Source organism: Vreelandella sp. H-I2 (genome assembly GCF_052959335.1).
The window spans coordinates 77700-91519 of sequence record NZ_JBRAMC010000006.1 but is presented as its reverse complement, the minus strand read 5'-3'; the positions used below and the strand labels follow the sequence as shown (position 1 = coordinate 91519).

Genomic DNA, 13820 nt, shown 5'->3' with positions numbered 1-13820 from the left:
AGCCTCCAAAGCGGTGTCAAGCTAGATATTTACTTAATTTATCGTCGCTTGCGGTGTTTAAGCACCGGCTGCCTGCCTTGGAGCGCGCTGCATTTTGTCAAAGCAACATTGAGAATGCAAGTCCGGCGCGAATCTTTTCTAGCGCCACAGGCTCAGGCACCCGCGGCGCGCCCGACATTTTACCTGCCCGCTCGGCGAAGGTCATTGGAAAACACGCCTCTAATCCGCCATATACCATATCCGGCCACACCGCATGAGGCACCTGTACGCCCCGCGATACCACGCGCGCATCGCCGCCTGTCAGCAGCATTGGCAATGCCACACCCTCCTGGTCGCACACTTCGCTGTAAATGCGGTTAATAGCACTCACAGCCGCCATGTAAATACCGTGGTTCACTGCGTCAACGGTCCGCCGCCCCGGTTCCAGCAAGGCATCCGCTTCACTGTCCGGGTCGATAGCCACGTTGCGGGTACCAAGCTTTAAGCTCTCCTTCATAAGGCGGAGGCCAGGGATAATAAAGCCGCCGAGATGAGTGCCACCAGGCAGTACAAAGTCGATAGTAATCGCACTTCCACAATCCACTGCGCAGCAGCCACCCGCTAACTGATAGCCTGCCAGCGCCCCCATCCAGCGATCAACACCTAAGCGCCCAGGCTCCTCATAGCCATTAATAACACCCAGCGCCTCATGGGTAGAGTGCGCCACGTACACATGGCGCACCCGGCTACGCAGTAAAGCGACAGTTTCTTCCAGCACGGCGGCCCTGGCTACACTTGAAATGCGCACCGCTTCGACCACGTCAAGATCGGGAATATCGGCCCCAGGCCGCCACTCCTCACGGGTCCAGACCGCCCCACGTGAGCGTATCTCGCTACTCTCGGAATCCTTAAGCCGCCATTTTGACAGCGTGTTGCCGATATCCAGATCCAGAATCATAAACGCCTGCGTACACTAATCTCACCGCCGGCTAGGCGTCGCGAGTGACCATTTTCAGCAACCCATAAGTTGCCACTCTCATCCACTTCCCCGGCGACAGCGTCGCCGGTCTGTTGCCCCTGAATCACCCGGATGGGTAGCCCAGCATAAGCATGACGCTGATTCCACGCATCCTGCCAGGCGCTAAAGCCGACTCGCTCAAAGTCAGCCAGCATGGCCAATAGGCCCGCCACCACCTCTGATGCCAATTGATTCCGCGAAATATCCGGCAGCCGCTCGAAAAGCGCCGCAACAGGCTGGTCGATCGCTGCCCGCTGAGCGGCGGGCAGCCATAAATTCATTCCCATCCCGATGACCACCTCACAGGGGCCTGCCGCGTCCCCGGTGACCTCTATAAGAATGCCGGCCAGCTTGCCGAGCTCGTCGCTCGCTGCATCACCTTGCTCGGAGAGTAAGATGTCGTTGGGCCATTTCAGCTTGGGCGCCACGCCGTGCTGCTCGAGCACCTGAGCGACGACGACCCCCACGGCCAGACTCAACCCCTCCAGCACGGCGATACCTGACTCAAAGCGCCAGCCTAACGAGAGCATTAAACTCTGCCCCCAGGGTGTCGACCAGACACGACCGCGCCGCCCACGCCCCGCCGTTTGCAGTTCAACCAGGCACACCTCACCATGCCCTGCACCCTGTTCAAAGCGTTGACGCAAGTACTCGTTACTGGAGGGTAACTGGTCTTCGACAAATAGTCGCGCCAAGTGATGACGCGCCTGGGCAGGCAGGCGTTCGACGATCTTGGCGCCTTCCAATGGTTCTAGCGGCTGAGCCAACCGGTAGCCACGCCCTTTGACGGCCACCAGTTCAACCCCAAGTGCCTCAAGCTTTTTTAACTGCTTCCACACCGCAGCACGAGAAATACCCAGCGTTTCACCCAACTGCTCGCCTGAGTGAACCTCGCCATCGCTTAACAAACGCATCAGATTGCCGATGGTCATGCTCCTGCCCCAATGGGAAAAGCGCTATTCTAGCGGATGGAGGATCAGGGCGAAAACTTTCCTGAGGGCGACCAAGGTCGATAAACACGCCAGTAATATCAGCGAAGCCTTCGTCATGGTAGAATACCCCTTGGACGCAAGCCCTGAGCCAAGATGGTCGGCAAATTGCCAGCCCTTGCGACCCGCATTTTCCGACCCGTGGACGAACGGGTGTTCACAAGAGTTCTCTCTCAGCATGCAAAACCAGCAAAACTCCAGCGCGGTTAATAACCTGCGCAACGTCGCGATCATTGCCCACGTTGACCATGGTAAAACCACTCTGGTCGACAAACTCCTGAGCCAGTCCGGCACCCTTGACCGTAAAGCAGAAGGTCAAGAGCGCATCATGGACTCAAATGATCAGGAAAAAGAACGTGGCATTACCATTTTGGCCAAGAATACGGCCATCCAATGGCAAGACAGCCATGGTAACGGCTACCACATCAACATTGTGGATACGCCTGGACACGCCGATTTCGGCGGTGAAGTTGAGCGCGTCATGTCGATGGTTGATTCGGTGCTACTGCTCGTAGACGCCGTTGATGGCCCGATGCCGCAAACTCGCTTCGTGACACAGAAAGCATTCGCCCAAGGCCTCAAACCGATTGTGGTAGTCAATAAAATTGACCGTCCCGGTGCGCGCCCTGACTGGGTTATCGACCAGATTTTTGATTTGTTTGATAATCTCGGCGCGTCTGACGAACAGCTCGATTTCCCGATCATCTATTGCTCTGCCTTGAACGGCATTGCCGGCATGGATCCTGAAGAGCTGGCGGACAACATGGACCCCATGTTCCAAGCCATCGTCGATATCGTCGAGCCGCCCAAGGTGGAACTCGACGGCCCTTTCCAGATGCAGATTTCGGCACTGGATTACAACAGCTACGTGGGCGTTATTGGTCTGGGTCGCATCAAGCGCGGCTCGGTAAAACCGAACCAGCAGATCTCGGTGATCGGCGTTGACGGCAATGTGCGTAAAGGCAAAATCGGTCAGGTCATGACCCATATGGGCCTGGAGCGCGTTCAGACCAACGAAGCGACCGCTGGCGATATTGTCTGCATCACTGGCATCGACGATCTGGCGATTTCCGATACGCTATGTGATCCGGCCAATGTTGCAGCGCTCCCCCCGCTGTCCGTTGACGAACCCACCGTATCGATGACCTTCCAGGTCAACGACTCACCGTTCGCCGGTAAAGATGGCAAGTTCGTAACCAGCCGTAATATCAAGGATCGTCTTGATCAAGAGCTGATTCACAACGTGGCGCTGCGCGTTGAACAGGGCGAAACCCCTGAAAAATTCAAGGTGTCGGGCCGTGGCGAGCTGCACCTGTCGGTGTTGATCGAAACCATGCGCCGTGAAGGCTTTGAGCTGGCCGTCGGTCGCCCGGAAGTCATCATCAAGGAGATTGACGGTGAGAAGCAGGAGCCTTACGAAGAAGTCATCATCGACTGTGAAGAGCAGCACCAGGGCTCGATCATGGAAGAGCTGGGCTACCGCAAAGGTGAAATGACCAACATGCTGCCGGACGGTAAAGGACGGGTTCGCCTGGACTTCATCATCCCTGCCCGCGGCTTGATCGGTTTCCGCGGTCAGTTTTTGACCCTGACCTCGGGCACCGGCATTCTCACCAGCCGTTTTGATCACTACGGCCCGCTGAAGCCAGAAGCCTCTATCGAGCGTCGTAACGGCGTGCTGGTTTCGATGGTTGACGGTAAAGCCCTTGCCTATGCGCTGTATGCGCTGCAAGAGCGCGGCAAGCTGATCATCGATCACGCCACGGAAGTTTACGAAGGCATGCTGATCGGCATCAACAACCGCGCTAACGACATGGTGGTTAACCCCACTAAAGGCAAGAAGCTCGACAACATGCGCTCCACCGGTAACGATGAAAACATCGTATTGACCCCGCCGGTTAAGTTCTCTCTGGAGCAGGCGATTGAGTTTCTTGACTCCGACGAGCTCGTCGAAGTCACGCCGGCGCATATCCGCCTGCGCAAAAAGCTGCTGAAAGAGACCGAGCGCAAGCGTTACAGCAAGAAGTAACACGCTCGAAGCAGTTAACATCAAAAAAACCCGCGCAAGCGGGTTTTTTTATGCGTTTTTTATACTTAGACACCGCGGTTTTCAGCGCCTCAACTCGCTCCACTCAGTTGCCAAGACAGTCCCCTAAACGCAGCCTAAACGCTATTACGCTGGAAAGGTGACGCGTTCTATCGCAAAGTAACGCTAGTTCAGCGCGTCCCAGGCACGCTGTCGTCGCCATATTCATACAGGTGTTTGGATATTTCTCTATCCTGACCCCAAACACGGACACTTTTCCCATGAGCGGTCATAACGTCTGGACGCATAAAGGAACCTTTCTTCTAGCAGCGGTTGGCTCAGCCGTCGGCTTAGGCAATCTGTGGCGATTTCCCTATCTCACCGGTGAGAATGGCGGCGGTGCGTTTATTTTAGTGTACGCACTCACCATCTTTGCGGTCGGCATTCCCATTCTGATTGCTGAGATTCTGCTCGGTCGCAACAGCCGACAAAGCCCGATTATGGGCATGCGGCACCTCACTAAAACCCATGGCACCTCCCGCGCTTGGGAAACCATTGGCTGGCTGGGCGCCGCCTCGGCATTTTTGATTTTAAGCTTCTACTCGGTGATTGCCGGCTGGGCGATCCACTATACCTGGCTAATGCTTACCGGCTCGCTAGTGGGGGCCGATGCCCAAACTATTAGTGATGGCTTCGATGCCTTACTGGCTGCCCCTGGCTTGATGACGCTCTATCACACACTTTTCATTGCAGCATCAGCGCTGATCGTGGGTATGGGTATCCATAAAGGTATCGAGTCTGGACTACGGATTATGATGCCTGCACTGTTTATCATCCTGCTGGTAGTACTGGCTTACGGCGCAATTAATGGTGATATGGGTGCCGCCGCCAATTTCCTGTTTACCTTTAATATCGCCGACCTTAGCCTTGAGGGTTGGCTAGAGGCCATGGGGCAGTCGTTCTTTACCCTGAGCTTAGGCATGGGAGCCATTATGGCTTACGGCGCCTATATGCCCAGCAACGTGTCGCTGACCCGCACCGCCTTTGCGGTCGCCATCGTCGATACCGCCGTGGCGATGGTGGCTGGCCTGGCTATTTTTGCCCTGGTGTTTGGGGCGGGCCTAGAAACAGGTCAAGGCCCTGGGCTGATGTTTGTCACCCTGCCACTGGCATTTGCCGAAATGCCGTTTGGCGCTCTAGTCGGCGGGGTATTCTTTATTCTGGTGCTTGGCGCCGCCATCAGCTCCTCTATTTCGCTGATCGAACCCGTCGCTGCTTTCCTCGTAGAACGCTTTGATATGACGCGTCCTCAGGCCGTTATTATTATGGTGATTGCCGCCTGGGCAATGGGCCTATTGACGGTCGTCAGCTTTAACGTATGGGCCGAGGGGACGATATTCCATAGCCTATTTGGTCGTAGCGCCTTCGATTTTATTGAGCTACTCACTAATATCTTTATGCCGGTTGGCGGCTTATTAATTGCGCTATTTGCTGGCTGGGCGCTGACACAAAGCGAAGTAATGAAAGAGCTGGGTGCCAGTGTTTCTTGGTTTAAGTGCTGGCGTTTTCTAGTACGCTTTGTGGCCCCTGCCGCCGTCGCCTTTGTCTTTTTACGCACCATTCCTCAGGTGGATGGTTATCTCATCCCCACCCTTGGCGCGCTGCTAATTGTTGGCGCTTTTGCTGCCAGCCAGCGGTGGCTCAAAAAACCACGACAAACAACTTAATAACAGTGCGCAGGCGGCTGATTAGCCGCCTGTATCGCGTGGAGACACCATGACCCCCCTTATTGATGTACAACGCGTTAACAAAGCATTCGGCGGCTTACAGGTGATTAACGACTGCTCTATTCAAGTAGAAAAAGGCTCCATCACCGGCATGATAGGCCCCAATGGTGCGGGCAAATCGACCCTATTTAATTTAATTGCTGGTGCCTTGGCCCCCGATAGCGGTCGCATTCTGCTCAATGGCGAAGACATTACCGAGCTTAGCGCCGACCAGCGCTTTCATCGCGGATTGCTGCGCACCTTTCAGATTGCTCACGAGTTCAGTCAGATGAGCGCGCTGGAAAACCTCATGATGGTACCGCCCAAGCAAGCCGGTGAAGACCTTTTCAGCGCTTGGTTAAAGCCTGGCAAGGTACGGCGGGAGGAAGCTGAGGTGCGCCGCCGCGCATTGGAAGTGATTGACTTTGTTGGCTTGCACCATGTGCGAAACGAGCTGGCGGGTAATTTGTCCGGGGGGCAAAAGAAGTTGCTGGAACTTGGCCGCACTATGATGACCAACGCCAAGGTGGTGCTTCTTGATGAGATCGCTGCGGGCGTGAACCGAACCCTGTTGGGCGATTTGATCGGCAATATTGAGCGGCTCAACCGTGAAATGGGCTACACATTCCTGGTCATTGAGCACGATATGGAGATGATTGCCCGTCTTTGCGATCCGGTTATCGTGCTGGCTCAGGGCAGCGTGATGGTGGAGGGGCATATCAACGACATCCAGAATAATCCCGAGGTTATCGAGGCCTACTTTGGTACCGATGTCGCTTAAGTGGGCATTTTCGCTACTCACCAACTAATACAATGACGTCGCTGCGAAGCGACCTTGCTGGAATACTTTCATATGCCATTAATCGACGCACGCGACGTGCACGGCGGCTATGGCGGCATGAATATCCTTAACGGGGTAAACATGACGCTGGAAGCCGATGAGGTCGGTGTTATCGTCGGCCCTAACGGGGCGGGCAAATCCACCATGCTGAAAGCGGTCTTTGGCCTGCTGAATGTTAATCAGGGCGAGATACTGCTTAACGGCCAGCCAATCCAAAACCTGCCGCCTAACCAGCTGGTGCAGCGCGGCATGGGCTTCGTGCCCCAGGAGAAGAACGTTTTCCCCAGCCTTTCGGTGCAGGAAAACCTGGAGATGGGCGCCTTTTTAAAGCCGCAAAACGTCAAGCGCATGCTCGCTCAGATCTATGAGTTTTTCCCACCGCTGTATGAAAAGCGCCGCCAGCCTGCCGGTGAGCTTTCCGGTGGACAGCGTCAAATGGTCGCCATGGGACGCGCCTTGATGGCCGAACCTAGCCTACTGTTGCTGGACGAACCCACCGCGGGGCTGTCGCCGCTGTATATGAATGAGATTTTCGACCGCGTCAAACAGATCAACGCCGCAGGCGTGGGTATTTTGATGGTGGAACAGAACGCCAAACAGGCACTCGCGATTGCCGATAAGGGCTTTGTGCTGGCTGCTGGCCAAAACCGCTTTACCGACACTGGGGCGGCACTGCTCGCCGACCCCGATGTCGCTAAAAGCTTTTTGGGCGGCTAGCCCCCAGGGAGAAACGTGTGAACGAACTGGTTTTTTTCATCAATAATGTGGTGATTTCGGGCAGCGTAAGCGGCTCTATTTATGCCATTGGGGCCATTGGGGTAACGCTGATTTTCAGCATTATGCGCTTTGCCCACTTCGCCCACGCCGACATGATGACTTTCGGCGCCTTTATGGTGCTACTGCTGACCACGCTATTCCCGGCGGCTGGCGCCAGCCTAGGCATACCCACCGCGGTGTTAATGCTACCGCTGGCGATGCTGCTCACCGCCGCCCTGGCCGTGGGAATCGATAAAACCTTCTATAAACCGCTGCGTGCCCATGGGGTCAAGCCGATTGTGCTGGTGATTGGCTCGCTGGGGGTCACGTTGATTCTGCAGGGGCTGATTCGCTTGTTTTCCGGCACCGGCGGGCAGAGTTTATATGTCGACGACCGTAAAGAGATCTTCCGTATTGCGCTACCCTTCGAGGGTGTCCGGGCACCAATTGTGGTTACCGAGCCACAGATTTACCTGTTCGTGATTACCATCGTTGCGGTCGTCGCACTGCACCTTTTCCTTAACCGTTCGCGGTTAGGCAAGGCAATGCGCGCAATGTCGGATAATCCAGAGCTTGCTCAAGCATCGGGTATTAATACCAATACCATTGTGGCGGTGACCTGGATTATTGCCGGAGCGCTTGCGGCTATTGCCGGCACGTTGCTCTCCCTGGATGTCACCTTTAAGCCCGACTTAAGCTTCTTCCTGCTGCTGCCCATTTTTGCCGCTGCCATTGTCGGTGGTGTCGGCCACCCTTACGGCGCCATCGCCGGGGGGTTTGTGGTCGGCTTTGCCGAAACGCTGGCGGTGTTTAACTGGAACGTGCTGCTGCGCCCCTTCCGCGATAGCCTGCCAGCCTGGCTGGAGCTACCGTCAAATCTGGCCTTCGTAGGTACCGAGTATAAAATTGTCGTACCGTTTTTCATTCTGGTAGCCATTCTGGTGTGGCGTCCCACCGGACTCTTTAAGGGCAAGGTGATCTAATGAGCAACTCAGAAAAAACGCGCAACCCTGCCTACACTCCCCAAGACGCCACGCCTGCCCGTCACTTTCCGCTGCGCGAGCTGATCCTGTTTGGTGTGCTGCTCGTGGCTATTTTGGCGGTTTACGCCATCATGGGTGCCGCCTATAGCACCCGTATGCTGGTAGAGGCTGCCTGCTACGCCATCCTGGCGCTAGGATTAACCATTCAATGGGGCTACGCGGGGCAGTTCAACGCCGGGGTAATGGGCTTTGTTGCCCTGGGCGGCTTCTGTGCCATGTTCTTTAGCGTCCCGGTCAACGATGCTTTTTGGGGCACCGCGCTGCCCGGTGAATTTGGCCGCGTGCTGCTGTATGGCGCTGCTGCCATCCTGCTGATCATTGGCGCCAGCAAACTTGACCGTTTAGGCGTGCCGAAGCTTCTGCGTACGTGTATTACGGTGGTACTGGGCGTCATACTTTACCTCGTGGTGATTAGCCAGTTGCGTGAAGTGACGGAAGCGATTGAAAGCCAGGCGGGTTTTGTCGGTGGACTAGGCTTACCGCCCTGGACCGGTTGGATAGTAGGGGGCGCGCTGGCAGGGGGCGTCGGCTATTTTATCGGTCATATATGCCTGGGCTTGCGCAGCGATTACCTGGCCATTGCCACTCTGGGCATCGCCGAAATCATTAAGGCGTTCTTAAAGAACTCTGACTGGCTTACCCGCGGCACTGCTACCGTGTCTCCGCTCCCGTGGCCAACGCCGGGGCCTGCTGAACTGGGCTTCACGCTTTCCCGAGCCATCTATCTTTCGTTTACCGCGGTCATCATTGCGGTGATCTTCTTTCTGCTCAATCGCGCCTACAACGCGCCGTGGGGCCGTATGATTCGGGCGATTCGCGACAATGAAGTCTCGGCTGCGGCGATGGGTAAGGATATCAATAAACGGCGTCTGGAAATCTTCGTGCTGGGCTGCATTCTGATGGGCTTAGGCGGCGGTATATTGGGCACCTTCAACAGCCTCTTCGACCCTCAAGGCTATTTGCCGCTGAACCATACGTTCCTGGTGCTGGTAATGGTGATACTTGGCGGGCCGGGCAATAACCTGGGCACCATTTTTGGCGCTGTGGCGGTCTATATCATCTGGATTATGTCTGAGCCCCTGGCGCTGTTCTTAATGCAGCTAGCGGTGGCCTTTGGCGAAGGCGCGTTCGGCTGGGATGCACCGGGCAATATGGATAGCCGCGCCCTGCAGGCACGGGTACTGGTGATTGGCCTGTTGATCACCATGGTATTGCGCTTCGCGCCCAAAGGGCTGCTGCCCGAGAAGATCAAAAGCCACAGCTGAACGACACAAGCTATCCCAGTGAAAATGCCCGGCTGGTCATCAGCCGGGCATTTTTTATGGTTCTAGATAAGCGTTGAACACTTAAAGATCGACCTGACCTTTACTGGTAAAGGTGCCATCTTCGACGACCATTTCTACCACCACGCCAGGTACGTCGCCGTTATCATCAAACTCATGCGAGCCTGACGCGCCTTCGTAGTTAATCTCGGTGCCAGCGGCAATCAGCTCAACCGCTTTTTCCCACTCGCCGGGCAAAATAACCTCGCCAGGGGCGCTGGAAACGCTGCGTAGCGCTTCAGAGAGCCCTTCACGGTCAGCGTTGCCGTTTTGTTCAATCGCCAACGCGATCAGGAAAGCGGCGTCGTAGGCTTGGGCGGCAAATACCGCACTCGGGTCTAAATCAGCAGCTTCGGCGGCTTCGATAAAAATATCGGTGCCGGGCAGGTCAGGGCTGCCAGGGCGCGTGGCGATCATGCCATCCAGCACGTCAGCGCCAATCGCCTCGACAAGGCTATCGCCGACCATGCCGTCAGCCCCCACGTATTGGTTAAACATGCCGCTTTCATAGGCTTGGCGCAGTACTGTTTGACCTGAGGTATCGGCGTAGGCCAATACGACGAGGGTATCCACACCACTCACTGAGAGCGAGCCTAACTCAGAGCGATAATCTGCGCGGTTATCTTCGTGGGCCAGGTTCTCAGTAATCTCACCACCGCCCGCTTCAAACGCAGCGCTGAAGGCATCTGAAAGCCCTTGACCATAATCGTTGTTCACGTAGGTGACCGCGACCGCATCAATGCCTTTTTCGAGCAGCAGCTTGGCAAGCATTTCACCTTGGAAAGCATCTGACGGTACGGTGCGGAAGACAAGATCATTGTCGTCCAGCTCAGATACCGCCGGTGCCGTAGAGGCAGGGGATACCATCAATACGCCACCGGGAATGGCGGCGTTGTTAGCCGCGGCAATGGTGGCACCGGTACACAGCGCACCCACAATCGCCGTCACATTTTCAGAGTTCACCATACGGTCAGCGGCGTTAGAGGCGGCTGATGCATCAGAACAGGTGGTATCGCCCGTCGGCATCACCAATGTTTGGCCATCTAGGATGCCGCCCTGCTCATTGATTTGCTCAACAGCTAGTTGCGCCCCTTCAAAAATCGGGGGTGTTAAACTTTCAATACCCCCGGTAAAGCCGCCCAAGAAGCCAACTTTGACCTCTGCCTGCGCTACTCCGGTCAATGCCAGGGTTGAGGCCGCCACAGCGGTGGCTAATGCGCGCTTATTGATCATGTTATTTGTCGCTCCCAGTGTCATAAGAAATTGTGCATTTTTTTAGTTTGCCCCAGCGATCAATCGCTAAGGTTGCTATTAATCTGGAACTGGAACGGCAAAAACACAAGCACCCGTTTCTAACGCTAGTTTGCAAAAATGCACTATAACCAGCGCTCAAGCTTAAGCGTATGGCTTAACCAGGCGTTGAAATGGCGCCAAAAACTTCCCGGCTCAGTGGTTAAAATTTCCACGTTGCCATCGCGCTCCAGGTGCCAGTTCAACTCACCCTCTGGGGTAAGTTCGATGCGGTAACTCAGCGCAGGCTCTTGCCCTATGGCCACCAGATCGTTAAACGCCTGCATAAGCGACTCGCTGCGGGCCAGCACGCCAATTTCGGTATTCCAGTAGATCGACCGTGGGTCAGCGTTAAACGAACCCACAAACACCTGATCATCAAAGCTTAACGCCTTGATATGTAGCGCTGAAGCAGAGGCGCCGGGCACACGCATATCTTCATTCGGGCCCGCTTCCTGTTCAGGGCGCAGCTCATAGAGGGTAATACCGTGGGCGAGTAGCGTTTTACGCCAGGGTGCGTAGGCGCCGTGTACTACGGCAGCGTCTGTCGACTCCAGCGAATTGGTAATAATCTCGACAGCAATACCCTGGTCGGCAAGATCGGTTAGGTTTTGCACGCCTTGCTCGGTGGGCACAAAGTAAGCAGAAATAACCACAAGGCGCTGGTTAAGCTCGGTGGCATCGATTAACTCACCTAACAGGGTATCTCGCCATTCAGGCGTACCAGACGCCAGCTTGCCGGGGGCATCCCACATCGCCACCCCTTCCCCCCAATGAAGGGTTTCCCAGGGCGGCGCGCTGCGCGGGTGGCTGCGCAGTTGGGTAAAGTATTCCGAGTCGGCATTAACATCCAGCCAATCTTCCAACGCCGTTTCGAGCGATTGCCAAGCGTTATCGGCGACTTGATGATAGCGTTCAATCGGCTGCGCCAAGCCGTGGTTCCAATACAGATCAAAACTGCGCGAAAGCTCGGGCACTACCTCGCCAATGGTCGCAAAGTCCAAATCAGCAAAGTTGCGGGAGTCGTTGGCATCAAAATATTCATCGCCCAGATTACGCCCACCCACAATGGCGACGCTGTTATCGGCTACCCACAGCTTGTTATGCATGCGCCGGTGCTGCTGAGCAGGGTTGACCACAGAGGCCAAGACGCGCGTGAACATATGCCTACGCCCCACCGGGAGCGGATTATAAACCCGCACGTGAATACCTGGGTGGCTAGCCAGTGCGGCTAAGCGATCACCTTGACCAATAGCGCCGATATCATCGACCAGCAGGCGCACCCGGACGCCTTCCTCGGCGGCTTCCAGCAACTGTGAAAGGATTAGCTGCGTGGTTTGGCCTTCGCCCAGTAAGTAGGTTTGGATATTCAACTCACGCTGGGCTTGGTGAATCAATCCCACCCGAGCAGCAAATGCTTCCCGCCCATTGGCTAGCAGCGCAAAACCATCGGGTTGTGTCTGTTCCGCTAACGCCTGATAGGCCTGCTCACCCAACCAGGTCGTGCGTGCATCGTCCAAGGCGAGCGTAGTGTGGTGTTCACGCGTCACCGCGTGGGTGCATCCCGCCAGTAGGCTGCACAGTGCCACTAAGCTCATCCATTGAAGCCAGCCATTGGCATTAGTCATCGTCTTGGTCTTTGTTATGGTCATTGGCTTCAAGGCGTTCGGCCCAGCGCTTGCGGGCTAGATTACGGCGGTAGAGGCGCATTAGCGCAATTGATAATGCCGTGGCCAGCATGCCCGCTAGCACAACCCCCTGCCAGGGTCGGGCTGCGTTTCCCATCACTGTTTCCAGGGTAATTATCGTAATTAAGCCAATCGCCTGGGAGCCGATCGCTAGCGCGCGCAGCTTATCAAAAGCGGGTGGGGGCATAACGTCTCCGTAATTTGCAGCTCGCATGGTATGGTCTGCCAGTGTACCTGCTTCACGAGAAAACCATGAACGCCATTGCTCTCGGCCCGCTACTGATTTCATTACCGCGTCTCTATGCCATTGGCTGCGCACTGCTGCTGCTACTTTGTGCTCGGTTACTGTTGGGACTCCCTCGGCGTGACCAGCAACGCTGGTTTACTGGACTTATTATTGTCTGGTTAGTCGGTGCTCGGGTGGGCCATATTTTGCTCAACCTGGATAGCTATAGCGACGCCCCGCTTGAAGCGCTAAAGGTCTGGCAGCCCGGCTACCACGGCCTGTGGGGAATGGTGGCCGGGTTGGTATGGACGGCCTGGGCACTACGCGCACGCCTGTTGGCCATGGGCGGCGCGATAGCCATGTTAGTGGCTGCTTCCAGCCTGTGGCTGGTGCTGATCACCCTGGCGCCTCTGGGCGATGACTTTGCGGTTGACTCCCTACCGGAGGTAACGCTGGAAGATGTAGAGGGTAATCAGGTGCATTTGCCATCGCTTGCCGAAAACGGTGATCTGATTATCGTCAATCTGTGGGCGACCTGGTGCCCGCCCTGCCTGCGTGAAATGCCGCTGCTTGAGGAAACCGCCCAGCGCGAGGGCATCAGCGTAGTGGTCGTCAATCAGGGTGAGGACCTACTGCCTATCGTGCGCTATTTGGATGAGCAGCAGCTTGAATTTCGCTATGCGCTGCGCGACCCCAGTCAGCAACTGATGGCCTTGTTTAAAGCCCCAGGATTGCCCACCACCGTGCTGTTTGATGACCAGGGAAACACCCTGGATGTACATGTTGGCGAGCTTACCCGTGCTCATCTGGACCGCTGGTTACAAGATTGATGCCGATACACCTTAATCCCCCCGCCGCTTTGCGTTAGAATCCCCC

At 55.9% G+C, this 13820-nt stretch carries 12 protein-coding genes; 7 read left to right on the top strand and 5 right to left on the bottom strand.

Going from position 1 to position 13820, the window contains the following annotated elements; genetic code table 11:
* Nucleotides 1-97: 97 nt before the first annotated feature.
* Nucleotides 98-937, bottom strand: coding sequence for a type III pantothenate kinase (locus ACUVOF_RS15520; RefSeq protein ID WP_447045228.1), 840 nt, complete (start codon nucleotides 935-937; stop codon nucleotides 98-100).
* On the bottom strand, nucleotides 934-1929 hold the full coding sequence (locus tag ACUVOF_RS15515; protein ID WP_447045227.1) for a biotin--[acetyl-CoA-carboxylase] ligase: 996 nt from the start codon (nucleotides 1927-1929) through the stop codon (nucleotides 934-936). The genes ACUVOF_RS15520 and ACUVOF_RS15515 overlap by 4 nt, the downstream gene beginning before the upstream one ends.
* A gap of 235 nt (nucleotides 1930-2164) precedes the next feature.
* On the opposite strand from ACUVOF_RS15515, the gene typA reads away from it, so the two are divergent.
* The 6 genes from typA to ACUVOF_RS15485 all read left to right on the top strand — a co-directional run bounded on the left by typA (nucleotide 2165) and on the right by ACUVOF_RS15485 (nucleotide 9683).
* Nucleotides 2165-4015, top strand: coding sequence for a translational GTPase TypA (gene typA, locus ACUVOF_RS15510; protein ID WP_447045226.1), 1851 nt, complete (start codon nucleotides 2165-2167; stop codon nucleotides 4013-4015).
* A 278-nt stretch (nucleotides 4016-4293) separates the two neighbouring features.
* The gene (locus ACUVOF_RS15505; RefSeq protein WP_447045225.1) at nucleotides 4294-5739 is read left to right on the top strand and encodes a sodium-dependent transporter; all 1446 of its coding nucleotides are present in this window, start codon (nucleotides 4294-4296) and stop codon (nucleotides 5737-5739) included.
* A gap of 49 nt (nucleotides 5740-5788) precedes the next feature.
* The gene (locus tag ACUVOF_RS15500) at nucleotides 5789-6559 is read left to right on the top strand and encodes an ABC transporter ATP-binding protein (RefSeq protein WP_447045224.1); all 771 of its coding nucleotides are present in this window, start codon (nucleotides 5789-5791) and stop codon (nucleotides 6557-6559) included.
* Nucleotides 6560-6631: 72 nt separating this feature from the next.
* Entirely contained in the window at nucleotides 6632-7336 is a 705-nt protein-coding gene (locus ACUVOF_RS15495; RefSeq protein WP_447045223.1) for an ABC transporter ATP-binding protein, read from the top strand.
* A gap of 17 nt (nucleotides 7337-7353) precedes the next feature.
* The gene (locus ACUVOF_RS15490; protein ID WP_447045222.1) at nucleotides 7354-8358 is read left to right on the top strand and encodes a branched-chain amino acid ABC transporter permease; all 1005 of its coding nucleotides are present in this window, start codon (nucleotides 7354-7356) and stop codon (nucleotides 8356-8358) included.
* Nucleotides 8358-9683 carry a branched-chain amino acid ABC transporter permease gene (locus ACUVOF_RS15485; protein ID WP_447045221.1) on the top strand — a complete coding sequence of 442 codons (1326 nt, stop codon included), beginning with the start codon at nucleotides 8358-8360 and terminating at the stop codon, nucleotides 9681-9683. The genes ACUVOF_RS15490 and ACUVOF_RS15485 overlap by 1 nt, the downstream gene beginning before the upstream one ends.
* Before the next feature lie 81 nt (nucleotides 9684-9764).
* Here ACUVOF_RS15485 and ACUVOF_RS15480 read toward each other — a convergent pair whose 3' ends face one another.
* The 3 genes from ACUVOF_RS15480 to ACUVOF_RS15470 form a co-directional block, all read right to left on the bottom strand.
* Nucleotides 9765-10973, bottom strand: coding sequence for an ABC transporter substrate-binding protein (locus tag ACUVOF_RS15480; RefSeq protein WP_447045220.1), 1209 nt, complete (start codon nucleotides 10971-10973; stop codon nucleotides 9765-9767).
* 143 nt (nucleotides 10974-11116) lie between these two features.
* Nucleotides 11117-12658: a phospholipase D-like domain-containing protein gene (locus tag ACUVOF_RS15475; RefSeq protein WP_447045219.1), complete on the bottom strand. Its 1542-nt coding sequence runs from the start codon at nucleotides 12656-12658 to the stop codon at nucleotides 11117-11119.
* The gene (locus ACUVOF_RS15470) at nucleotides 12651-12905 is read right to left on the bottom strand and encodes a hypothetical protein (protein ID WP_447045218.1); all 255 of its coding nucleotides are present in this window, start codon (nucleotides 12903-12905) and stop codon (nucleotides 12651-12653) included. Before ACUVOF_RS15470 ends, ACUVOF_RS15475 begins: the two co-directional genes overlap by 8 nt.
* A 65-nt stretch (nucleotides 12906-12970) precedes the next feature.
* On the opposite strand from ACUVOF_RS15470, the gene ACUVOF_RS15465 reads away from it, so the two are divergent.
* Entirely contained in the window at nucleotides 12971-13774 is an 804-nt protein-coding gene (locus tag ACUVOF_RS15465; protein WP_447045217.1) for a redoxin family protein, read from the top strand.
* The last annotated feature ends 46 nt before the right edge of the window (nucleotides 13775-13820 follow it).